Here is a 22,729-nt window from a genome sequence, read left to right as displayed (position 1 = left end):
ACGGAGGCACCCTGACCTGTATCAAGGTGATTTCCGTGGAGTTATCGGATGATCCCCACCATCACAAGGAAATGGACTGAAAAATGAAGCAGCCAAGCAAACAGGTTCGAGGCTGGATCGTCACCGCGCTCGTGGTCGCCGCGCTCGGCGCCGGCGCCTGGTGGGTGCTGCGCCCGGTCGGCCTGGGAGAGGGCTTCGCCAGCGGCAATGGCCGCATCGAGGCCACTGAAGTGGACGTGGCCACCAAGCTGGCCGGCCGCGTGGCCGAAATCCTCGTGGACGAGGGCGACTTCGTTAAGACCGGCCAGGTGGTTGCGCGCATGGACACCCAGGTGCTCCAGGCCCAGCTCGCCCAGGCCGAAGCCCAGGTGCGCCAGACCGAGAACGCCCGCCTCACCGCCCAGGCCCTGGTGGCCCAGCGGCAGAGCGAGCAGGCCACCGCCGAAGCCGTGGTCGGCCAGCGCGAGGCCGAGCTGACCGCCGCCAGCAAGCGCTTCACCCGTACCGAGGCCCTGGTCAAGCGCAATGCCTTGCCCCAACAGCAACTGGACGATGACCGCGCCGTGATGCAGAGCGCCCAGGCTGCCCTGGCCGCCTCGCGCTCCCAGGTGGTCTCGGCCAAGGCCGGCATCGAAGCCGCCCGTTCCCAGGTGATCGAGGCCGAATCCGCCATCGAAGCCGCACGCGCCTCCGTCACCCGCCTGGCGGCCGACATCGAGGACAGCCTGCTCAAGGCCCCGCGCGACGGCCGCGTGCAGTACCGCGTCGCCCAGCCCGGCGAAGTGCTGGGGGCCGGCGGCAAGCTGCTCAACCTGGTGGACCTGGGTGACGTCTACATGACCTTCTTCCTCCCCGCGCCCCAGGCCGGCCGCGTCACCCTCGGCTCCGAAGTGCGACTGGTGATCGACGCCGTGCCGCAGTACGTCATCCCCGCCAAGGTCTCCTACGTCGCCAGCGTCGCCCAGTTCACCCCCAAGACCGTGGAAACCGCCAGCGAGCGCGAAAAACTGGTGTTCCGCGTCAAGGCCCGCATCGACCCGGCGCTGCTCAAGCAGCACATCACCGCCGTGAAGACCGGCGTACCCGGCATGGCCTACCTCAAGCTGGATGAAGCGGCCACCTGGCCCGAGCACCTCGAAATCAAGGTGCCCTGATGGAGGCCGTCAGCCACGTAGCGCAGCTGAGCGGGGTCTCTCTGCGCTACGGCGACACCTTCGCCCTGAACGATGTCGACCTGGCCATCCCCGCCAACTGCATGGTCGGGCTGATCGGCCCTGACGGCGTCGGCAAGTCCAGCCTCCTGGCGCTGCTCTCCGGCGCCCGGCGCATGCAGGACGGCAGCATCCGCGTGCTCGACGGCGACATGCGCTCGGCCCGTCACCGCCGCGCCATCTGCCAGCGGGTCGCCTACATGCCCCAGGGGCTGGGCAAGAACCTCTACCCGACGCTCACCGTGTTCGAGAACGTCGACTTCTTCGGACGCCTGTTCGGCCACGACCGCGCCGAACGCGAACGGCGCATCGACGACCTGCTGCGCAGCACCGGCCTCGACCCCTTCCGCGAACGGCCTGCCGGCAAGCTCTCCGGCGGCATGAAGCAGAAGCTCGGCCTGTGCTGCGCGCTGATCCACGACCCCGACCTGCTGATCCTCGACGAGCCCACCACCGGCGTCGACCCGCTGTCGCGCAACCAGTTCTGGGAACTGATCGGGCGCATCCGCCAGGGCCGCGAAGGCATGAGCGTGCTGGTGGCCACCGCCTACATGGAAGAAGCGGACCGCTTCGACAGCCTGGTGGCCATGGACGCCGGCCGGGTACTCGCCACCGGCACCCCGGCCGAGATCCGCCAGCGCACCGGCTGCGACACCCTCGAAGAAGCCTTCATCGCCCTGCTGCCCGAAGAGAAGCGCAGCGGCCACCACCGCCTGAGCATCCCGCCCCGCGAGCGCGGCAACGGCGAGATCGCCATCGAAGCCGAAGGGCTCACCTGCCGCTTCGGTGACTTCGTCGCCGTGGACCGCGTGAGCTTCCGCATCGAGCGCGGCGAGATCTTCGGCTTCCTCGGCTCCAACGGCTGCGGCAAGTCCACCACGATGAAGATGCTCACCGGCCTGCTGCCGGCCAGCGAAGGGCGCTGCGCCCTGTTCGGGCAGGATGTCGACGCCAGCGACCTGGCCACCCGTCGGCGGGTCGGCTACATGTCCCAGGCCTTCTCCCTCTACGGCGAACTGACGGTGCGGCAGAACCTCGAACTGCACGCCCGGCTGTTCCACCTCCCGCCCGAGCGCATCGGCCCGCGGGTGGACGAAATGCTCCAGCGCTTCGACCTCGACGGCGTGCAGGACGAGCTGCCCGAAGGCCTGCCACTGGGCATCCGCCAGCGCCTGTCGCTGGCCGTGGCGGTGATCCACGGTCCCGAGCTGCTGATCCTCGATGAACCCACCTCCGGCGTGGACCCGGTGGCCCGCGACGGCTTCTGGGAGCTGATGATCGACCTCTCGCGCAACGACGGCGTCACCATCTTCATCTCCACCCACTTCATGAACGAAGCCGAGCGCTGCGACCGCATCTCCCTCATGCACGCCGGGCGCGTGCTGGACAGCGACACACCCGCCGGCCTCATGGCCAAGCGCAACCTGCCCACCCTCGAAGCCACCTTCATCGCCTACCTCGAAGAGGCCGCCGGCATCAGCGGACAGCCGCCCCAGGCCGCGCCGGTGCTGGCAAAGGGCGGGGAGGGCGCGAGCAAGGACCGGGGCTTCAGCTTCGCCCGCCTGTTCAGCTACGCCCGGCGCGAAAGCATGGAGCTGCGCCGTGACCCGATCCGCCTGACCCTCGCGCTGCTGGGCACCGTGCTGCTGATGTTCATCATCGGCTACGGCATCAGCATGGATGTCGAAGACCTCTCCTATGCCGTGCTCGACCGCGACCAGACCACCACCAGCGAGACCTATGCCCTCAACCTGGCCGGCTCGCGCTATTTCATCGAGCGCGCACCGATCCACGACTACGCCGAACTGGACCGGCGCATGCGCAGTGGCGAGCTGAGCCTGGCGGTGGAGATCCCGCCGGGCTTCGGTCGCGACCTCAAGCGCGGCGCCCGGCCCACCGTCGGCGTGTGGGTCGACGGTGCCATGCCCACCCGCGCCAACACCGTGAAGGGCTACGTGCAGGGCCTGCACCTGGAGTACCTCGCCGAACTGGCGCGGCGCTCGCCCTCCGGCGGCTACACCACGGCAGTCACCACCGAAGTGCGCTACCGCTACAACCCCGACGTGGAGAGCCTGGAAGCCATGGTGCCGGCGGTGATCCCGCTGTTGCTGATCATGATCCCGGCCATGCTCACCGCCCTCGGCGTGGTGCGCGAGAAGGAGCTGGGCTCGATCACCAACCTCTACGTCACGCCGGTCACCCGCCTGGAGTTCCTCCTTGGCAAGCAACTGCCCTACGTCGCCATGGGCATGATCAACTTCCTGCTCATGGTGGCCCTGGCCGTGGTGGTGTTCGGGGTGTCCCTCAAGGGCAGCTTCGTCACCCTGGTGCTGGCCGCGCTGTGCTACGTCATCACCGCCACCGGGCTCGGCCTGCTGCTGTCCACCTTCATGCGCAGCCAGATCGCCGCCGTGTTCGGCGTGGCCATCGCCACCATGGTCCCGGCGATCCAGTTCTCCGGGCTGATCCACCCGGTGTCGTCCCTGGAGGGGGCGGCCGCCCTGGTCGGGCAGGCCTATCCGGCCACCCACTTCCTCATCATCAGCCGCGGGGTGTTTTCCAAGGCCCTGGGGTTCAGCGACCTGGCCGGCTACTTCGTGCCCCTGCTGATCACCATCCCCGTGCTGCTCGGCCTCAGCGTCCTGTCGCTGAAGAAGCAGGAGGTCTGACATGGGCAGCCTGAGCAACATCCTGCAACTGGGGCTCAAGGAGTTCCGCAGCCTGCAGCGTGACTACGCGATGCTGGCGCTGATCCTCTGGGCCTTCAGCATGGGCGTCTACAGCTCCGCCACCGGCCTGCCGGAAACCCTCCACCACGCGCCCATCGCCGTGGTCGACGAGGACCGCTCGCAGCTCTCCAACCGCCTGGTCAATGCCTTCCAGCCGCCGTACTTCCGCACGCCCGAGCTGATCGACCAGGCCGGCATGGACCGTGGCATGGACACCGGTCGCTACACCTTCACCCTCGACATCCCGCCGGACTTCCAGCGCGACGTGCTTGCCGGGCGCAACCCGGTGGTGCAGCTCAACGTCGACGCCACGCAGATCGGCCAGGCCTTCAGCGGCGCCGGCTACGTGCAGAACATCATCTCCACCGAGGTCAACGAATTCGTCGCCCGGCACCGGGGCCAGCAGGCCATGCCGGTGGAACTGGAGATGCGCACCCTGTTCAACCCCAACCTCACCCAGGCCTGGTTCGGCGGGGTAATGGAGGTGATCAACCAGATCACCATGCTCTCCATCATCCTCACCGGCGCCGCGCTGATCCGCGAGCGCGAACACGGCACCGTCGAGCACCTGCTGGTGATGCCGCTCACCGCCTTCGAGATCATGCTGGCCAAGGTCTGGTCCATGGGCCTGGTGGTGCTGGTGGCCACTGCGCTGAGTCTGGTGTTCGTGGTACGCGGCTGGCTGGCCGTGCCCATCAGCGGCTCGCTGTCGCTGTTCCTGGTAGGGGCCGCGCTGCACCTGTTCGCCACCACCTCCATGGGCATCTTCCTCGGCACCGTTGCCCGCTCCATGCCGCAGCTCGGGTTGCTCACCATCCTGGTGCTGATGCCGCTGCAGATCCTCTCCGGTGCCACCACCCCGCGCGAGAGCATGCCGGAGCTGGTGCAGCACGTGATGCTGATCGCCCCCACCACCCACTTCGTCGCCCTGGCCCAGGGCATCCTCTACCGTGGCGCCGGCCTCGACATCGTCTGGCCGCAGTTCCTCGCCATCCTCGCCATCGGCAGCGCCTTCTTCCTCGCCGCCCTGCGGCGCTTCCGCGCCACCATCACGCAGATGGCCTGATGCGGGCCTGGCGCGGTGACGGGGGCGTCCCCGTCACCGCCGCGTGGCTCAGGCCTCCTCCAGCACCACCACCCGCTGCCCGGCGCGCACCGGGGAGCCGGGTTGCACGCGGACTTCGCGGACCACGCCATCGCGCGGGGCGGTGAGGGGGATCTCCATCTTCATCGACTCCAGAATCACCAGCACATCGCCCGCCTTCACGCTGGCGCCGGCCTCCACCTGCACCTGCCAGAGGTTGCCGGCGATATGGCTTTCGATGGCGTGCTGGCCGGCGTCCAGCGGGGCGTCCTCGCCCAGCTCCGGCGCCAGCTCCTCGCTATCGAAATGCGCCTGGCCGGAGGCGATCCAGCGTTCCCGCTCGGCGTTGAACGCCGCCTGCTGCTGGGCGCGGAAGGCGGCGATGCCCTCGGCCTCGGCGGCGAGGAAGGCCTGGTAGTCCGCCAGACGCAGCTCGCTGTGCTCGATGCGCAGCGGGAAGCGCCCCAGGGGAAAGTCGCGGCGGATGCGCAGCAGTTCGTCGGCACTCACCGGGTAGAAGCGGATCTGGTCGAAGAAGCGCAGCAGCCAGGGCTTGCCGTCGAAGGCGGCCACCTCGCGGTAGCGGTTCCACATCTGCAGGGTGCGGCCGACGAACTGGTAGCCGCCGGGGCCTTCCATGCCGTAGACGCACATGTAGGCGCCGCCGATGCCCACGGAATTCTCCGCCGTCCAGGTGCGTGCCGGGTTGTACTTGGTGGTCACCAGGCGGTGGCGCGGGTCCAGCGGCGTGGCCACCGGCGCGCCGAGGTAGACGTCGCCCAGGCCCATCACCAGGTAGCGGGCGTCGAACACGGTGCGCTGCACCTCGTCGAGGTTGGGCAGGTCGTTGATGCGGCGGATGAATTCCAGGTTGCTCGGGCACCAGGGCGCGTCCTTGCGCACGGTGGTCATGTACTTCTCGATGGCCAACTGGCAAGCCGGGTCGTCCCAGGACAGCGGCAGGTGGACGATGCGCGACGGCACCTTGAGATCGCCAGCAGCGCAGACGCCGTCCCAGAGCCCCGCGACCACCTGCAGCAGGCGTTCCAGGGGCAGGGTCTCCGGCTGGTAGTGCACCTGCAGCGAGCGGATGCCGGGGGTCAGGTCGATGACGCCTTGCAGCGCCTCGGCCTCCAGCGCCTGCATCAGCGCGTGACCCCGGAAGCGCAGCACCAGGTCCAGCTCCGCCGCGCCGATCTCCAGCAGCAGGTGGGTGTCGCCGGAGAGGCGCGCGACCAGGCGTGTGGCGTCCTGGCCGAGGTCGAGGACGATGGGGCTCGAAAGCTCGGTCGCACCTCTAGGCACGGATTCATCCGCGATTTCATGGCCGCCTGTGTCGCGAATGAATTCGCTCCCACGGAGGGTGGTGCATTCGCGGTCACCTGCCTTGGCCAAGGCCCGCGCCGTGGCGATATCCACCGGCTCGAAGCGCACCTTGTCGCCGGCCTTGAGTTGGCCGAGCTGCCAGAGGTCGGCCTCGATCACCGTCACCGGGCAGACGAAGCCGCCCAGGCTGGGGCCGTCCGGGCCGAGGATCACCGGCATGTCGCCGGTGAAGTCCACCGCGCCTATGGCGTAGGGGTTGTCGTGGATATTGGAGGGGTGCAGGCCGGCCTCGCCGCCGCTCTCGCGCACCCATTCCGGCTTCGGGCCGATCAGGCGCACGCCGGTGCGGCTGGAGTTGAAGTGCACTTCCCAGGCGGTGGCGAAGAAGGTCTCGATGGAGGCCGGGGTGAAGTATTCCGGTGCGCCGTGGGGGCCGTAGATCACGCGGAGGCGGCGCACATCGGGCAGCGGTGGGTACAGGGCTTCGGGCAGGCGGGCTCCGGCTGCGCGGTCGGCCAGGGGCGCCAGGTGCAGCACGTCACCGGCCCGCAGGGCGCGGCCGCCGTGGCCGCCGAACTGGCCGAGGGTGAAGGTGCTCTTGCTGCCCAAGTAGTCCGGCACCTGCAGGCCGCCGCGCAGGCACAGGTAGCTGCGCGCGCCGGCGCCGGCAAGTGTGCCGAGGGCGAGGGTGGCGCCGGCGGGCACCAGGATCGCGGTGCCCAATGGCTGCGGCTGGCCGTCGAGACTGAGCGGGATGGGTGCGCCGGTGACGGCCACCACCGCGTCGGTGTTGAAGCGCAGGGTGGGGCCGCTCATGGTGATTTCCAGCGCGGCGGCGCCTTCCTCGTTGCCCAGCAGGCGGTTACCCAGGCGCAGGGCGCGGCTGTCCATGGGGCCGGATGGCGGCACGCCCACGGCCCAGTAACCGAGGCGGCCGGGGTAGTCCTGCACCGTGGTCTGGGTGCCGGCGCCGAGCACCTCGACGGTGTGGGCGCGGTAGGCGAGGTGTTCCAGGCAGCGGGTCCAGGGCTGGCCGCTGGCGAAAGGCGCGTCGGCCAGGATCTGCCGCAGGTAGTCGCGGTTGCTTTCCACGCCGTAGAGCTGCGTGTCGGCCAGGGCGCGCTCGAGGGCGACGCTGGCCTCATCGCGGTTCGCTGCCCAGGTGATCAGCTTGGCGATCATCGGGTCGAAGTAGGGCGGGATCTCGCAGCCGGCTTCCACCCAGGTGTCGATGCGCAGGGCGCGGCCGTCCGCCTCGGGGAAGCGCACGGCGGTGAGCAGCCCGGGGCTGGGCTGGAAGTCGCGGCCCGGGTCCTCGGCGTAGAGCCGCGCCTGGATGGCGTGGCCGCTGGGGCGCAGGCCCTTCGCCAGTTCGGCGAGCGGGGGCAGGGTGCCGGCGGCCAGTTCGACCATCCAGCGCACCAGGTCGACGCCCCAGACCTGTTCGGTGACGCCGTGCTCCACCTGCAGGCGGGTGTTCACTTCAAGGAAGTAGAAGCGCTCGGCCTCGCTGTCGTAGACGAACTCCACGGTGCCGGCGCTGCGGTAGCTGACCGCCCTGGCCAGCTGGATGGCGGCGGCGCAGAGCGCCTCGGCCATGCCGGCGGGCAGGTTGGGCGCGGGGGTTTCCTCCAGCACCTTCTGGTTGCGCCGCTGCACCGAGCAGTCGCGCACGCCGAGGGCGATCACTTCGCCCCGGCCATCGCCGAACACCTGCACTTCCAGGTGGCGGGCCCGCTGGATGTACTTCTCGATGAACACCCCGGCGTCGCTGAAGTTGTTCTGCCCCAGGCGCTTCACCGCCTCGAAGGCTTCGCTCAACTCGCTGGCCGAGCGGCATACGCGCATGCCGATGCCGCCACCGCCGGCGGTGCTCTTGAGCATCACCGGGTAGCCCACCTGCTCGCCGGCCACCAGCGCCGCGTCGAGGCTTTCCAGCAGTTCGGTGCCTTCGAGCATCGGCACCCCCTCGGCCTTGGCCAAGGCACGGGCGGTGTGCTTGAGGCCGAAGACGCGCAGCTGCGCCGGCGTCGGCCCGACGAAGGCGATGCCGGCCGCCTCGCAGGCTTCGGCGAAGGCGGCGTTCTCGGAGACGAAGCCGTAGCCGGGGTGGATCGCCTGGGCGCCGCTCTCGCGGGCCACGGCGAGGATCTTGTCCACCACCAGGTAGGTGCTGGCGGCCGGGCCGTCGCCCAGGCTGTGGGCCTCGTCGGCCTGCTGGATGTGCAGGCTGGCGACATCCGCCTCGGCGTACACGGCGACGCCGCGCACGTCGAGCTGGCGCAGGGTGCGGAGGATGCGGCAGGCGATGGCGCCGCGGTTGGCGATCAGGAGTTTTTCAAACATTGCGGAGCCCTCGAAAGGGATGACGGGCCGTCCCGCCTTGTTCGTCTGCACCACGGTCGTCCGTGGCTGGCGTGCTGTCACCTGTAGGAGCCAGCTCTGCTGGCGAAGCGTTCGCGAGCAGAGCTCGCTCCTACGGTCGAGGTCCGGGGTTCTTGCCGAGGCATTGCCCTGAACGGCTCTGGCACAGGAGGAACAGCCAACGCCGCACCCCTTGCAGCTTGCCGCTCACCCCTTGCCGCTGCTTCTTCACTCCCATACCAACACCTGCGCCGGAGTCGGGTTCCAGCCGTTGCAGGGGTTGTTCAGCTGCGGGCAGTTGGAGATGAGGACGATGACGTCCATGTGGGCCAGCAGCTCGACGTACTTGCCGGGGGCGGAGATGCCGTCCTCGAAGGTGAGGCCGCCTTCGGGGGTGACCGGCACGTTCATGAAGAAGTTGATGTTGGCGCTGATGTCGCGCTTGGCCAGGCGGCCGTCGTGCAGGCTGGCGCGCAGGAAGTTGTCGCGGCAGCTGTGCATGTAGCGGGTGCCGAGGGCGTAGCGCACGGTGTTGCTTTCCTGGGCGCAGGCGCCGCCGAGGGTGTCGTGGCGGCCGCAGGTGTCGGCGACGATGCTCAGCATCGGGTTGCCGAGGTTGGACCAGAGCACGCTGCCGGGGCCGAGGTAGACGCGGTTCTGCTTGCGCAGGGTGCGTTGCACGTCATAGCGCTCGCGCGGGTTGCGCGCGCTGTAGAAGAGGGTGTCCACCGCCTGGTTGCCCTCCAGGTCGAGCAGGCGCAGGGTCTGGCCGGCCTTCACTTCGGTCATGAAGGGTTCGCCGGCGGCGATCACGGCCGTGTAGACGGCGGCTTCGGGGTGTTTGTCGCTGGGAGTCGGGTTCATCGGGCGGCCCTCAGATGTACAGGCGTTCGGTGTTGTGGAAGCCACGGCCGTTTTCCGGGCGCGAGGTGCGGCAGAGCAGGGTGATGCCGTCGCTCTCGACCTTGTGCCAGGCCAGCTGCACGGGCTTGGGCGCGTAGACGGGGTCGGGGTCCATGGGGTGCTGCAGGGCGGTGAGCACCACCAGGGTGTCCATCGGCGCGTACAGCTCGATGAAATCGCCGGCCTGGCTGTTGCCGGGCGCGAAGTGGAAGCAGCCGTCGGCGTCCACCGTGACCTTGCTGAACAGGTTCAGGCACATCAGCAGGTCCTGCAGGTTCAGGTCCCACTTGCCCATTTCCACCAGCAGGTTGTCGACGCCGTTGCGGAAGAAGCCGTTGCGCAGTTCCTGGTAGCGGCCCTGGCCGTACTTCTCGCGCACTTCCTCGGCGTTGAGCACGCCGCCGAAGCTGTCGTGCCAGCCGCAGCTGTCGGCGGTGATGGCGGCGAGCACGCGGCCCATGTCCGAGTACAGGCAGTGGCCGGCGGTGAGCTTAGCGGTGTGCTGGCACTTGAGGCTGTCAGGCAGGTTCAGGCGCTCGCTTTTCTCGGCGGCGTTGAACAGCAGCAGGCTGACGTTGGCGCCGCCCTCGATGTCGCTGATGCGCAGCAACTGGCCGCGCTTGAGGACGAAGGAGGTGTGGCCGCCGCCGGGGACGGTTTCTTCATAGAGGGTGGGGCGCAGGGCCAGGGATGCGGTCATGGGCAGGCTCCTTTCAATGGGCCGGGGCGGTCTGCAGGGCGCGGGTGACGCGCTCCGGCAGGGCTTCGACGGCGGCGCGCGCGGCGCGGCGGTCGCTGTTCAGGGGGATGTCGTAGGTGATGCGCGCGCCGTAGGCGTTGGGCGCGTGCGGGTCGTGGCGGACCTTGTCGAAGACCATCAGCCGGGTGCCGAGGCTGAAGCCTTCGGAGAGGTCGTGGGTGACCATGAACACGGTCAGCCGGGTTTCCTGCCACAGACCCAGCAGCAGGTCGTGCATGTCCTTGCGGATGCCCGGGTCGAGGGCGCCGAAGGGCTCGTCGAGCAGCAGCACGCGGGGCTTCATCACCAGGGCCTGGGCGATGGCCAGACGCTGCTGCATGCCGCCGGAGAGCTGCGCGGGGTATTTGCCCAGCGCGTGGCCGAGGCCGACCTTGGCCAGCATGGCGGCGGCCTGCTCGCGGGCCTCGCGCCGGGCGCTGCCGAAGAGGCGGCCGAGCAGCGGCGAGCGGGGCAGCTCCAGGCCGAGGGCGACGTTGTCCAGCACCGTCAGGTGGGGGAACACCGAGTAGCGCTGGAATACCACGCCACGGCTGGCGTCGGGCTCGGCCACCAGGGGCTGGCCGTCCAGCAGCAGCTGGCCGCGGCTGGGTGTCTCCTGGCCCAGCAGCATGCGCAGGAAGGTGGACTTGCCGCAGCCGGAGGCGCCGACCAGGGTGCAGAACTCGCCTTCGTTCACCTTGAGGTTGAGGTTCTCCAGCACCACCTGGTCGCCGTAGGCCTGCCACAGATTCTTCACTTCGATGAAGGCGCTCATGCCTGGGCTCCTTCGTACCAGGGGAAGGCCAGGCGGGTGAGCTGGCGCAGGCCCAGGTCCATCAGCCAGGCGAGCAGGGTGATCCACACCACGTACGGCAGGATCACGTCCATGGCCAGGTAGCGGCGGACCAGGAAGATGCGGTAGCCGAGGCCGTCGGTGGAGGCGATGGCCTCGGCGGCGATGAGGAACAGCCAGGCCGAGCCCAGCACCAGGCGCAGGGAGATGAGCAGGCGCGGCAGCAGCTGCGGCAGCACCACGCGGAGGATCAGGGTCCAGGTGTTGGCGCCCAGGGTCTGCGCCTTGATCAGCAGCTCGCGGGGGATTTCCCGGGCGCGCTGCTCCAGGTCGCGGGCGATGCAGGGGGCGATGCCGATGACGATCAGCATCACCTTGGACAGCTCGCCGAGGCCGAAGACGATGAACAGGATCGGCAGGATCGCCAGCGGCGGCACCATCGACAGCACCGTGAGCAGCGGCGACAGCGGCGTGCCGAACAGCGGCAGGGTGCCGGCGGCGATGCCCAGGCACAGGCCCAGCAGCGCGGCGATGGCCAGGCCCGTGGCCAGGCGCTTGAGGCTGGAGGCGCTGTCCTGCCAGAACAGGTACTGGCCGGAGCGCTTGTCCTCGGTGAAGGCCAGGCGCTGCACCGCCTCGACCATCTGCGTGGCGCTGGGCAGCAGCTTGTCGTTGGGGTTCTCCGCCAGACGCGATGCCGAGCCGGTGAAGTAGGCCAGCAACAGCAGGGCGAAGGGCAGCAGGACCAGCAGCAGCCTTCCTGCACGGTCCGGGTGGCGGTTGATCAGGCGCATGGCGAGCACTCGGTGACGTGGGGCGGCGCAGGCGGGGCCGGGGTGGCGCCCGCCAGCGGTTCGGGGCGGCTCAGAGCGTGCCGTCGGCGGCCATCTGCACGTAGGTCGGGTCGAAGCGCAGCTTCACGTTGGCCTTGTCGCCGGTGACCAGCCCTTTGGCGAAGCTCATGCCCACCGCGTGGGCGTCCTTGGCGCCTTCACCCAGCAGGCCGTGGGCGAAGGAGAAGGTGGCCACCTTGTCCATGGTCGCCGGCAGCTTCGGGCTGGTGACGAACTCCAGGGCCTCGGCCGGCGTGCCGAACAGGCGGGTGGCGTCCAGCTGGGCCTGGTAACCCGCCAGGTCGGTGCCCGAGGCCTTGGCCATGTGCGTCAGGGCGGCGGTGCTCTCGGCGCTGCCGGCCTTCATCAGCGCGACGATCTCGAACCAGGCGCCGGTCAGCGCCTTGCCCAGGGCCGGGTTGTCCTTCAGGGTCTCGGTGTTCACCACCATCATGTCCATGATCTCGCCGGGCACCTTGCTGGAGTCGAACACCAGGCTGGTGCCGGGCTTGGCCTTGATCTCGGCGAGCATCGGGTTCCAGGTGGTCACCGCCTGCACATCGTCGGTGTCGAAGGCGGCGGCGATGTCGGCATCGGAGGTGTTCACCACCTGCACGTCCTTCTCGACCAGGTGGGCGCGCTCCAGGGCACGGGCCAGCAGGTAGTGGGAGACGGACAGCTCCACCAGGTTTACCGGCAGGCCCTTGAGGTCGCCGAGGGTCTTGCCTTCACCCTTGAGCACGATGCCGTCGTTGCCGTTGGAGAAGTCGCTGACGATCAGCGCGGTGCTGTCCACGCCGCCAGCGGCGGGGATGGTCAGGGCGTCCATGTTGGTCATGGTGCAACCGTCGAACTGGCCCGCCGTGTACTGGTTGATGGATTCGACGTAGTCGTTGAGCTGGGTGACCTTGATCTCGATGCCGTACTTCTTCGCCCACTTGTCGACGATGCCCTGGGTGGCACCGTACTCCCACGGCATCCAGCCGGCGTAGATCGTCCAGCAGACGTCGAAGCTGCTCTTCTGGGCGGCGGAGGCGTTGAGGCTGAAGGCCGCGGCGAGGGTGGCGGCAGCGAGGGCGAACAGACGGGGTTTGCGCATGGGGTACCTCCAGTTCGGTTGAGGGCGGGCGGAGCGGCGCGGCACATCCCGATCAAGGGGCGCGTTCTCCCGGGCTTTTGTCCCGCCGTGTAACCTCGCTGGAGGTCGCCAGCTCTCGGACCAGTCATCCGCCTGCGCGGACCGGAACCCTAGCCAGCCATTGCAAATTGTGGTGCCGCGATCCCGGTGGGCCGGGTAGCTCCTGCACGCCAGTCACAAAGCGAAGGCCGTGCCAACACGGGCAAAGGCCCGCCGCAGAAGGGCCTGGGCCCCGCCCCGTGGTTCGTCGGCTGCCCACCGGCGCCCAGGGATGGGGCGCGCTGCCTCGCCGTGGTGCGTGGAAATACGCCGTAAAGGATTTTGCCGACGGCAGGTTGCACACCGCCGCACCGGCCCGCTGTCGAATCCGGTGGGAGCAATCCCGGGTGCCGACATTCGTGGGCACCGTCCCAGCGGTCGAAGGAGGCCGCCATGTCCAATCGAACCCTGTTGCTGATGGCTTTACTGGGCCTGCCCCTGACGGGCTGCGCCGCCTATGACTACGACGACTACCGCGAGTACCCGCGCCAGTCCGGCGGCTACTACCGCGTCGAGTCCTATCCCGGCTACCCCACGTACCCCACCTACATCATCCGCGAGCGCCGCTACGCACCGCCGCCTCCGCCGCCCGTGGTGCGCGGCTGGCCGGAACGGCGCGACCCGCCGCGCTACGAGCGGCATGAGTACCAACGCCAGGACTGGCGCCAGCAACCCCGGAACGACTGGGGCGAACGCCGCCACGACTACACCCCGCGCCTGCAGAACTGGGGCGGCCAGCCGGACGGCGGACCCCGCTACTGGCAGGGCCGTGACCGTCACGACCACGATGGTCGCGGCGGCTGGGGGCGCTAGCTCAGCCGGCCGAGGCCGGTGGGGTGCGGGCGTCCTCGTCGAGGATCAGCCCGCGCATCGCCTCGGCCGCCGGTGACAGGGTGCGCCCGGCGCGGCTGACCAGGCCGTAGGCCGAGCGTTGCGACAGCAGGCCGGGCGCCAGCTCCAGCAGGGCCAGGCGCCCGGCCTCGATCTCTTCGGCCACCACGTCCAGTGGCGCCATGCTCAGCACGTCGCTTTCCGCCACCAGCGCCTTCAGCACCATGAAGTTGTCGCACTCGATGCCCAGCGGCTGGCCGCTTTCCGCCAACTGCCCCAGGGCCTGCGCCACCTCGGCAGGCACCTGGGTGCCGGCCAGCGGGTAGGCTGCCAGGTCGGCCGCCGTCAGCCGGTGCCGGCGCCGGCCCAGCAGCGGGTGCCCCGGTCGGCAGAAAATCACCCCGGGCCAGCTGCGCAGCGGCGTGACCTCCAGCTGCGGGTCGTCGCGCAGTTCCCGCACATCGGCCACGAACAGCTCCAGGGCATCGTCCAGCAGGCGCTGGTGCAGGCTGTACCAGGTGTCGATGGCCAGTTGCACCCGCACCCCGGGGTGCGCCCCGGCGAAGCGCCCCAGCGCCCGGGGCACCAGGCGGGCGGCGGGGTAGGGGCCGGCACCCAGACGCAGTTCGCCGCTGCCCAGGTTGTCCAGCTGGGAGACCGCACTGCGCAGCGCGCGGTCGCCGTCCAGCAGGCGCCGGGCGTGTTCCAGCACCAGCCGGCCGTGGGCGGTCAGGCTCACCTGGCGCGGCCCCCGGTCCAGCAGGCGGCAGCCCAGGCCGTTCTCCAGGGCCTGGATGCTGCGGCTCAGGGCCGGCTGGCTGAGGTTCACCGCCTCGGCGGCACGGGCGAAGTGGCCGTGTTCGGCCAGGGCAACGAAGTGACGGAGCTGGCGTAGGTCGTTCATGCGTTACCTGCATTGAAAGCTGGATAAGAATGCATTGGCATTATCATTCGGCCGCTGCCAGCCTGTCTGCGCTCATCCACAACAACAACGAGCCGATCATGCGACTGACTACCCGCTTCAGCGGCCTGCTGCTGGCCGCGACCCTGCCCCTGGGGGCCGACGCCGCCCTGCCCGACGAAACCCTGAAAGCCAGCATCAACCCCGAACTGGCCGAACACACCCGGCACTTCAACCAGAAGGTCTACCAGGTGGCCGACAACGTCTGGTCGGCAGTGGGCTGGAACCTCGCCAACAGCGTGATGATCGAGGCGCCCGAGGGGCTGATCATCGTCGACACCGGCGAGTCGGTGGACCAGTCGCGCAAGGTCCTCGCCGAGTTCCGCAAGATCAGCGACAAGCCCATCAAGGCCATCGTCTACACCCACTTCCACCCGGACCACATCAACGGCGTGAAGGCCTTCGTCAGCGAAGAGCAGGTGAAGAGCGGCGAGGTGCGCATCTACGCCCAGGAAACCCTGCTGGACAACGTCGTCACCCAGGGCTCGCTGGTGGGGCCGATCCTCGCCATGCGCTCGGGCTACAGCTTCGGTGTTGCGCTCTCCGACGAGGACAAGCGCGACATGAACGCCGGCCTCGGCCCGCTGGCCCACGAGGGCGCCTCCACCTTCATCGCCCCCACCGACACCTTCCGCGACAGCCTCGACACCACCATCGCCGGGCTTAAGGTGCAGTTCCTCCATGTGCCCAGCGAGGCGCCGGACGAAATCGTCCTCTACCTGCCGGACAACCGCGTGCTCATCAGCGCCGAGGTGACCCAGGGCCCGACCCTGCCCAACGTCCACACCCTGCGCGGCACCAAGTTCCGCGACCCGGTGGTGTGGGTGGCGAGCCTGGACAAGCTGCGGGCCTTCCAGGCCGACGTGATGGTGCCGCTGCACGGCCAGCCGGTGAGCGGGCGGGAGAAGGTGGAGGAGGTGCTGCGCATGACCCGCGACGCCATCGCCTACATCCACGACCAGACCGTGCGCTGGATGAACAAGGGCCTGACCCCCGACGAACTGGTGGAGAAGGTCAAGCTGCCGCCGCACCTGGCCGGCTACACGCCCTACCTGCGCGAGTACTACGGCACCGTGAAGCACAGCGTGCGGCAGATCTACCAGGGCTACCTGGGCTGGTTCCAGGGCGACCCGGTGGACCTCGACCCCATCCCGCCGGCGGAGAAGGCCAAGCGCCTGATCGCCCTCATGGGTGGTCGCGACAAGGTGCTGATGGCGGCCGGCGACGCCTACCTGAAGGGCGACTGGCAATGGGCGGCCGAACTGTCCGGCTACGCCATCCGCGTCGACCACGACGACAAACTCGCCCGCGACATCAAGGCCCGCAGCTTCCGCCGCCTGGGCTACGCCAGCATGAACATCAACTGGCGCAACTGGTACCTGATGAGTGCCATGGAGCTGGAAGGCAAGCTGGAGGGCGACGTGGCGCTGGAAATGTCCCGCCGGGTGCGCGCGGCCTTCCTCTCCCCGGACATGCTGAAGAACCTGCCGGCGCGCATCTTCCTGCAGAACTGGGTGACGCGCATCGACCCGGAGAAGAGCGGCGACGTCGAACTGGCCCTGGGCTTCGCCTTCCCCGACATCGACGAAGCCTGGACCCTGGAAGTGCGCCGCGGCGTGGCCCAGCTCAAGTCCGGCATCGACCCCGCCGTGCCCCTGCGCCTGACCCTCGACAAGCGCTACCTGGACACCGTCATCAGCGGCGAGAACAGCCTGCTCAAGGGCGCGCTGCTGGGGGACGTGAAGGTCGACGGCAACCTGCTGGACATCAAGACCTTCCTCGGCTGCTTCGACTTCGAGGACGCCCCCATCGCTCTCACCGTGCGTTGAGCCGGGCAGGGCGCCTGCCAACCAAAAGTGCGGAGAGCCGTGCCGCCGCCAGGCGGCACACTCTGTCTCCCGCCCCTCACGATGGAGACACCATGCACCTGCCTTCCTTCCTCAAGGGCGCGCTGGCCATGTTCTGGCTGGTGGCGCTGCTCAACGTCATCTACCCCTTCGGCGAGACCCTGCATCGGCCGCTGCTGCTGGTTTCCGCCCTGGTCCTGCTGGCCCACGTCGGCGAGGCCGCGCTGTTCAACCGCAAGCTGCGGGCCCGGCCTTCGCCCTGGCTGGAGCGCATCCAGGTCCTGCTGTTCGGCTTCCTGCACCTGCGCAGCCTGCGTTGAGGCCGAGGGCCATCGCCTGTCATGGCCCTGTAATGGCAACTGCGTAGGAGATGTCGGACCCCGTCGCACCTGGCGGGGTCCCGTCCGTTGAACGATTGGCTGAACCTGGAGCGGGGTGGCGTGTTCAAAACCCTGTCGATGCGCCAGGGGGCGCCGACTTGCGAGGACGCATGCAAGGAGTCCACACCATGAAGATTTCCGCCGAACTGGCGTTGAACAATGCGCGCACGCAACTGGCCCTGATGCGCAGCGCGCCGGACCGCCGGGCGCTCGCCTACCGCTTCGCGGTGGCGCGCGGCTACATCGATGCGCTGCACGATTTCGCCGTGATCGACGCCCAGCAGTGGCGCCAACTGCTCGACGAGGCCGATGCCTTGCGCCTGGAAGCCGATACCGCGTTGCACAGCCTGCCCGTGACCCACCTGCCACTGGGCCGCAGCGTCGCCGAGCCGTCCCCGGCCCAGGTGGCCTGACCGTCTGCACATTGCCGGCCCGGTGGCGGGCGCCGTATGCTCGGCGCCTTTCCCACCTGGGCCGGATGCGATGTTCTCTTCCCGACAGGCCATGCTGGGCCGGATGGAAGTCGCCCATTGCAGCGGCACCGGCCATCGCTTCGCCAAGCACAGCCACGACGAATGCGTCATCGGGGTCAACCTCGTCGGCGTGGAAGAGGTGTGGCTGGACCGGCGCACCTTCAGCGCACAACCGGGCGACATCACCCTCTACAACCCCGGCCAGATCCAGGGCGGCGGCGTGAAGGAGGGCGAGCCCTGGCGCTTCGCCGGCCTCTACCTCTGCGCAGACCGACTGGCTGCCGACTTCGGCCTGGCCCACCTTGAGTTCGAGCGTGCCTGCTGGCGCCAGCCGCGCCTGGGCCAGTGCCTCAGCGAAGCGGTCGTGCTGGGCCTGCAGGCCGACCCCCACGCCCGCGAGCGCGCCGAGGAGCGCCTGCTGGAGGCGCTGGCGCACCTGGTGGATGCCTGCGCCGCACGCCTGCCGCGCAGCACCGCCCTCGGGCGCGGCCCGGTGGCCCGGGTCCAGGCCCTGCTGGCCGACCGCCTGCAGGACGCGCCCGACCTGGAGGAAATGGCCGCGCTGGTGGGCGTCTCGCGCTTCCACCTGCTGCGTGCCTTCCAGAAGGAAACCGGCCTGAGCCCGCGCCAGTGGGCCATGCAACTGCGCACCTGCCGCGCCCGTGGGCTGCTGCGGGCGGGCGTGCCGGCCACCGAGGTGGCCCATGCCCTGGGCTTCGCCGACCAGAGCCACCTCAACCGGCACTTCCGTGCCGCCTACGGCATCACCCCCGGTGAACTGGGACGGCGCCTGCGTGGCCAGACTGCAATCTGATCCAAGTCCGCCCTGGGGCGAGCCGGCATACTCGCGCCTTTCTGGCCGTGCCCTGGGAGCATTCGATGTCGATGGTGTTCATTTCCGCCTTTCTGTTCGGCGTGGCGTTCTGCCTGTCGCCCGGTGCCGTGCTGGCCGAGACCCTGCGCCGGGGCCTGCTGCATGGCTTCCGCCCGGCGTTGATGGTGCAGGTGGGCTCCCTGGCCGGCGATGCCCTCTGGGCGCTGCTGGGGCTGGCCGGGCTGACCCTGCTGCTGGCCCAGGACGCGGTGCGCGTGCCGCTGACCCTGGCCTGCGCCGCCTACCTCGCCTGGCTCGGCTGGCGCAGCCTGGGGGATGCCTGGCGGCTGCCGGAGGCCGATGACGCAGCCGCGCCAGCGGCGGACCGGGGCGCCTTGCTGACCGGTGCGGCGATCTCCCTGACCAACCCGAAGAACATCGTCTACTGGGGCGCCCTGGGCAGTGCCCTGGCCGGCATCGTCGGCGAGGCCCCGAGCCTGGCCCAGACCGCCACCTTCTTCGCCGGCTTCATGACCGCCTCGGTGGCCTGCTGCTTCCTCTGCGCCGGCCTGGTTGCCTGGCTGCGGCGCAACGCCTCGGCCCTCTGGCAACGGGCCAGCCACGGCCTGTGCGGCGTGCTCCTGCTGGGCCTGGCAGCGCTCGCCCTGCGCGGCCTGTAGCCACTGGACGCCGCCGCCCGCGCTGAGGCAGGCTGCCGGGCCCGTGTCCCTGCTGGAGCGTGTCATGTCCGCTGAATTCCGCCGTCCCGTCCCCCTCGCCAAGGCCTATCGCCTGCTCAACCACGGCCCCACCGTGCTGGTCAGCACCGCCCATGGCGGCAAGCGCAACGTCATGGCCGCCGCCTGGGCAATGCCCCTGGACTTCGACCCGCCGAAGGTGGCCGTGGTGCTGGACAAGTCCACCTGGACCCGGCGCCTGCTGGAGGCCGACGGCCATTTCGTGCTCAGCGTGCCGGCCCGCCACCAGGTGGACCTGGTGCAGACCCTCGGCTCCAGCTCGGGCCAGGAACTGGACGCCGCCGGGCACGACAAGTTCGCCACCTGGCAGGTCGGGCACTTCCCGGGCGAACAGGTTGCTGCGCCGCTGATCGACGGGTGCGTCGCCTGGCTGGAATGCCGCCTGCTGCCCGAGGCGCACATTCAGCAGGGCTACGACCTCTTCCTCGGTGAAGTCATCGCCGCCCAGGCCGACAGCCGGGTATTCAGCGAAGGCCGCTGGCATTTCGACGGCCAGGACGACCTGCGCACCCTCCACCACGTCGCCGGCGGGCATTACCTGGTGATCGGCGAGGGTGTGGACGGGAAGGCGTTGTTGAACGGGGAATAGGGCGTACGCCCGCTTACCTTGTGAGTACCGAAACAGCTCTTCTGCTCTAGCGCGCTCGGCGCGCTGGGGTTAGCTGGTGCTCCCAATCGCGCAGGTGCAGCAGCACGTCGGCCAGGGCCTGGGCGGCGGTGGAGAGTTGGTGGCTGGAGAGGCGCAGCAGGCCGACGCGGCGTTCCACTTGCGGGGTGTCGAGGGGGACGCAGCGGGCGCCCAGTTCTTCCATCTGCTGGATGCACAGGCTGGGGACGGCGCTGACGCCCAGGCCCTGGGCGACCATGCGGCCGACGGTGACCAGTTGGTGGCTTTCGAAGGCGACGGGCAGGTGGCCGTGGCGGGCGGCGACGCTGTCTTCCAGCAGCAGGCGCACGGCCGAGGGGCGTTGCAGGGTGATGAAGGGCTCGCCCAGCAGCTCCGCCCAGCTCACCGTGTCGCGTTCGGCCAGCGCGCAGCCGGCCGGCACCACGGCGACGAAGCGGTCGCTGTAGAAGGGTGTGAAGGCCAGGCCTTCCAGGCTCGACGGCTCGAAGGCGATGCCCAGTTCCACGCGGTGGCTGCGCACCATTTCCAGTACCTGTTCGTTGATCACGTCGTGCACGGCGACGTTCACCTTCGGGTGGCGGTCGCGGAACGCTTTCAGCGCCACCGGCAGCAGGTTGCTGGCGAAGGAGGGCATGGCGGCGATGGCGACCTTGCCCAGTTGCAGGGTGAAGTGCTGGTGCAGCAGCTCTTCGGCGTCGTCCCAGTCGGCCAGCAGGCGCCGGGCGATGGGCAGCAGGGTCTCGCCCTCGGGTGTGAGGGCGACGCTGCGGGTGGTGCGCACCAGTAACTGCCCGCCGAGGGATTCCTCCAGGGTCTTGATCGCCAGGGACAGGGCTGGCTGGGACAGGTGCAGGCGTTCGCAGGCCTGGGCGAAGCTCAGGCTCTGGGCGACGGCGAGGAAGGCACGCAGTTGCTTGACGGTCATTTATCAGGATTTCGGATCAATGCTGAGGAAAAACAAAATTAACAAATGAGTCCGTGCGCGAGAAGCTGCATCCCACTCACCGGCCGGCTGGCCAGGCAGAACAACAACAGAGGATCAGCGATGAGCGGACTCGACAAGCGTGTAGGCAGTTACGCGGAAGCCCTCGACGGGCTCACCGATGGCATGACCGTCCTGGCCGGGGGCTTCGGCCTCTGCGGCATTCCGGAGAACCTGATCGCCGAAATCCGGCGGCGCGGGGTGCGTGACCTCACCGTGGTCTCCAACAACTGCGGCGTCGATGGCTTCGGCCTGGGCGTGCTGCTGGAGGACCGGCAGATCCGCAAGATGATCGCCTCCTACGTGGGCGAGAACGCGCTGTTCGAGCAGCAGCTGCTCTCCGGTGAGCTGGAGGTGGAACTCACGCCCCAGGGCACCCTGGCCGAGAAGCTGCGCGCCGGTGGCGCCGGCATCCCGGCCTTCTACACCGCCACCGGCTACGGCACCCCGGTGGCCGAGGGCAAGGAAGCGCGCCAGTTCAACGGCCGTCACTACATCCTCGAACCGTCCATCACCGGTGACTTCGCCATCGTCAAGGGCTGGAAGGCCGACCATTACGGCAACGTGATCTACCGCCACACCGCGCGCAACTTCAACCCGGTGGTGGCCACCGCCGGGCGCATCACGGTGGTGGAGGTGGAGGAGATCGTCGAGCCGGGCGAGCTGGACCCGGCGCAGATCCACACCCCGGGCATCTATGTCGATCGCCTGATCTGCGGGACCTTCGAGAAGCGCATCGAAAAGCGCACCACTCGCTGACCACGACACGACGAATCCGAGGAAACCGACATGGCACTGACCCGCGAACAGATGGCCCAGCGCGTGGCCCGCGAACTGAAGGACGGCTACTACGTGAACCTGGGGATCGGCATCCCCACCCTGGTGGCCAACTACGTGCCCGAGGGCATGGAAGTGATGCTGCAGTCCGAGAACGGCCTGCTGGGCATGGGCGCCTTCCCCACCGAGGCGGAAGTGGACGCCGACATGATCAATGCCGGAAAGCAGACCGTTACGGCGGTCAAGGGCGCGGCGATCTTCGACTCCTCCGAGTCCTTCGCGATGATCCGCGGCGGGCACGTGGACCTCACCGTGCTGGGGGCGTTCGAGGTGGACGTCAACGGCAACATCGCCTCCTGGATGATCCCCGGCAAGCTGGTCAAGGGCATGGGCGGCGCGATGGACCTGGTGGCCGGTGCCGACAACATCATCGTCACCATGACCCACGCCTCGAAGGACGGCGAGTCCAAGCTGCTGCGCCATTGCAGCCTGCCGCTGACCGGGTGCGGCTGCATCCGCAAGGTGCTCACCGACCTGGCCTACCTGGAGATCGAGAACGGCACCTTCATCCTCCGCGAGCGCGCCCCCGGGGTGAGCGTGGAGGAGATCGTCGCCAAGACCGCCGGCCCGCTGGTGGTGCCGGACGATGTGATCGAAATGAGCTTCTGATTACCCTGCCTCCCCGACGCGCCGCCACCACGCATGGCGGTTCCCGGGGCGGTTTTTTATTGACCGGCCAGGTCCGTCGTGGCGTGGCTGAGAGGAGGAATCGACATGCAAGACGTCGTCATCGTTGCCGCCACCCGTACCGCCGTCGGCAGCTTCCAGGGCTCGCTGGCCAACATCCCCGCGCCGGAGCTGGGTGCCGCTGTGATCCGCCAGTTGCTGGCCCAGACCGGCCTCGACGGGGCCCAGGTCGACGAGGTCATCCTCGGCCAGGTGCTCACCGCAGGCTCCGGCCAGAACCCCGCCCGCCAGGCCGCCATCCTCGCCGGGCTGCCCCACGCGGTGCCGGCCCTGACCCTGAACAAGGTCTGCGGCTCCGGCCTCAAGGCCCTGCACCTCGCGGCCCAGGCCATTCGCTGCGGCGATGCCGAGGTGGTGATCGCCGGCGGCCAG

Annotated in this window: 21 protein-coding genes and 1 riboswitch; of the genes, 13 read left to right on the top strand and 8 right to left on the bottom strand. The window is 69.1% G+C overall.

Translation table 11 applies throughout. The annotated features are described in order from the left end of the window. Window positions 1-83 precede the first annotated feature (83 nt). From SZ55_RS11755 to SZ55_RS11745, 3 genes are read left to right on the top strand one after another with little or no spacing between them, the layout of a single operon-like run. Window positions 84-1,154 carry an HlyD family secretion protein gene (locus tag SZ55_RS11755; RefSeq protein WP_044405804.1) on the top strand — a complete coding sequence of 357 codons (1,071 nt, stop codon included), beginning with the start codon at window positions 84-86 and terminating at the stop codon, window positions 1,152-1,154. Then, window positions 1,154-3,880: a ribosome-associated ATPase/putative transporter RbbA gene (gene rbbA, locus SZ55_RS11750; protein ID WP_044405803.1), complete on the top strand. Its 2,727-nt coding sequence runs from the start codon at window positions 1,154-1,156 to the stop codon at window positions 3,878-3,880. Before SZ55_RS11755 ends, rbbA begins: the two co-directional genes overlap by 1 nt. Window position 3,881: 1 nt before the next feature. Further along, on the top strand, window positions 3,882-5,006 hold the full coding sequence (locus tag SZ55_RS11745; protein ID WP_044405802.1) for an ABC transporter permease: 1,125 nt from the start codon (window positions 3,882-3,884) through the stop codon (window positions 5,004-5,006). A 48-nt stretch (window positions 5,007-5,054) separates the two neighbouring features. Here SZ55_RS11745 and uca read toward each other — a convergent pair whose 3' ends face one another. The 6 genes from uca to SZ55_RS11715 all read right to left on the bottom strand — a co-directional run bounded on the left by uca (window position 5,055) and on the right by SZ55_RS11715 (window position 13,081). Beyond that, on the bottom strand, window positions 5,055-8,696 hold the full coding sequence (gene uca / locus SZ55_RS11740) for an urea carboxylase (RefSeq protein ID WP_044405800.1): 3,642 nt from the start codon (window positions 8,694-8,696) through the stop codon (window positions 5,055-5,057). A 246-nt stretch (window positions 8,697-8,942) separates the two neighbouring features. Next, entirely contained in the window at window positions 8,943-9,578 is a 636-nt protein-coding gene (locus tag SZ55_RS11735) for an urea amidolyase associated protein UAAP2 (protein WP_044405798.1), read from the bottom strand. 10 nt (window positions 9,579-9,588) lie between these two features. Beyond that, complete coding sequence (locus tag SZ55_RS11730; protein ID WP_044405797.1) at window positions 9,589-10,317, bottom strand: urea amidolyase associated protein UAAP1; 729 nt, start codon at window positions 10,315-10,317, stop codon at window positions 9,589-9,591. A 13-nt stretch (window positions 10,318-10,330) separates the two neighbouring features. Then, window positions 10,331-11,131 carry an ABC transporter ATP-binding protein gene (locus SZ55_RS11725; RefSeq protein WP_044405795.1) on the bottom strand — a complete coding sequence of 267 codons (801 nt, stop codon included), beginning with the start codon at window positions 11,129-11,131 and terminating at the stop codon, window positions 10,331-10,333. Beyond that, window positions 11,128-11,943, bottom strand: a complete 816-nt coding sequence (locus SZ55_RS11720; protein ID WP_044405793.1) for an ABC transporter permease — start codon at window positions 11,941-11,943, stop codon at window positions 11,128-11,130. The genes SZ55_RS11725 and SZ55_RS11720 overlap by 4 nt, the downstream gene beginning before the upstream one ends. Before the next feature lie 70 nt (window positions 11,944-12,013). Further along, complete coding sequence (locus tag SZ55_RS11715; RefSeq protein WP_044405791.1) at window positions 12,014-13,081, bottom strand: putative urea ABC transporter substrate-binding protein; 1,068 nt, start codon at window positions 13,079-13,081, stop codon at window positions 12,014-12,016. Between the two features lie 64 nt (window positions 13,082-13,145). Beyond that, window positions 13,146-13,245, bottom strand: a riboswitch (guanidine-I (ykkC/yxkD leader). A gap of 307 nt (window positions 13,246-13,552) precedes the next feature. Between SZ55_RS11715 and SZ55_RS11710 the strand changes: the two genes are divergently transcribed. Further along, on the top strand, window positions 13,553-13,972 hold the full coding sequence (locus SZ55_RS11710) for a hypothetical protein (protein ID WP_052807586.1): 420 nt from the start codon (window positions 13,553-13,555) through the stop codon (window positions 13,970-13,972). A 1-nt stretch (window position 13,973) separates the two neighbouring features. Here the strand turns inward: SZ55_RS11710 and SZ55_RS11705 are convergent, their stop codons facing one another. Continuing rightward, window positions 13,974-14,894, bottom strand: coding sequence for a LysR family transcriptional regulator (locus tag SZ55_RS11705; protein WP_044405789.1), 921 nt, complete (start codon window positions 14,892-14,894; stop codon window positions 13,974-13,976). Between the two features lie 98 nt (window positions 14,895-14,992). Here SZ55_RS11705 and SZ55_RS11700 point away from each other — a divergent pair, with 98 nt between their 5' ends. From SZ55_RS11700 to SZ55_RS11675, 6 genes are all read left to right on the top strand, one after another. Continuing rightward, on the top strand, window positions 14,993-16,780 hold the full coding sequence (locus SZ55_RS11700) for an alkyl/aryl-sulfatase (protein WP_044405847.1): 1,788 nt from the start codon (window positions 14,993-14,995) through the stop codon (window positions 16,778-16,780). Between the two features lie 92 nt (window positions 16,781-16,872). Further along, entirely contained in the window at window positions 16,873-17,118 is a 246-nt protein-coding gene (locus SZ55_RS11695) for a DUF1145 domain-containing protein (RefSeq protein WP_044405788.1), read from the top strand. 188 nt (window positions 17,119-17,306) lie between these two features. Further along, on the top strand, window positions 17,307-17,591 hold the full coding sequence (locus tag SZ55_RS11690) for a hypothetical protein (RefSeq protein ID WP_044405786.1): 285 nt from the start codon (window positions 17,307-17,309) through the stop codon (window positions 17,589-17,591). A gap of 70 nt (window positions 17,592-17,661) precedes the next feature. Next, window positions 17,662-18,465, top strand: coding sequence for a helix-turn-helix transcriptional regulator (locus SZ55_RS11685; protein ID WP_044405785.1), 804 nt, complete (start codon window positions 17,662-17,664; stop codon window positions 18,463-18,465). 65 nt (window positions 18,466-18,530) lie between these two features. Beyond that, entirely contained in the window at window positions 18,531-19,145 is a 615-nt protein-coding gene (locus tag SZ55_RS11680) for a LysE family transporter (protein ID WP_044405783.1), read from the top strand. Window positions 19,146-19,209: 64 nt separating this feature from the next. Further along, the gene (locus SZ55_RS11675) at window positions 19,210-19,812 is read left to right on the top strand and encodes a flavin reductase family protein (protein ID WP_044405782.1); all 603 of its coding nucleotides are present in this window, start codon (window positions 19,210-19,212) and stop codon (window positions 19,810-19,812) included. Window positions 19,813-19,858: 46 nt separating this feature from the next. On the opposite strand, the gene SZ55_RS11670 is transcribed toward SZ55_RS11675, so the two are convergent. Continuing rightward, window positions 19,859-20,776: a LysR family transcriptional regulator gene (locus tag SZ55_RS11670; protein WP_044405781.1), complete on the bottom strand. Its 918-nt coding sequence runs from the start codon at window positions 20,774-20,776 to the stop codon at window positions 19,859-19,861. 120 nt (window positions 20,777-20,896) lie between these two features. Here SZ55_RS11670 and SZ55_RS11665 point away from each other — a divergent pair, with 120 nt between their 5' ends. The 3 genes from SZ55_RS11665 to SZ55_RS11655 form a co-directional block, all read left to right on the top strand. Next, window positions 20,897-21,592: a CoA transferase subunit A gene (locus SZ55_RS11665; protein WP_044405780.1), complete on the top strand. Its 696-nt coding sequence runs from the start codon at window positions 20,897-20,899 to the stop codon at window positions 21,590-21,592. A gap of 30 nt (window positions 21,593-21,622) precedes the next feature. Further along, a complete protein-coding gene (locus SZ55_RS11660) occupies window positions 21,623-22,279 on the top strand; it encodes a CoA transferase subunit B (RefSeq protein ID WP_044405779.1) in 657 nt (218 codons plus the stop codon). A 105-nt stretch (window positions 22,280-22,384) separates the two neighbouring features. Continuing rightward, window positions 22,385-22,729: beta-ketoacyl synthase N-terminal-like domain-containing protein (locus SZ55_RS11655; RefSeq protein ID WP_044405777.1), on the top strand; the 345-nt coding region annotated here is incomplete at its 3' end.

The organism is Pseudomonas sp. FeS53a (assembly GCF_000931385.1).
In the GTDB taxonomy this organism is placed as follows: Bacteria; Pseudomonadota; Gammaproteobacteria; order Pseudomonadales; family Pseudomonadaceae; genus Metapseudomonas; species Metapseudomonas otitidis.
This window is presented reverse-complemented; position numbering and strand designations above follow the sequence as displayed.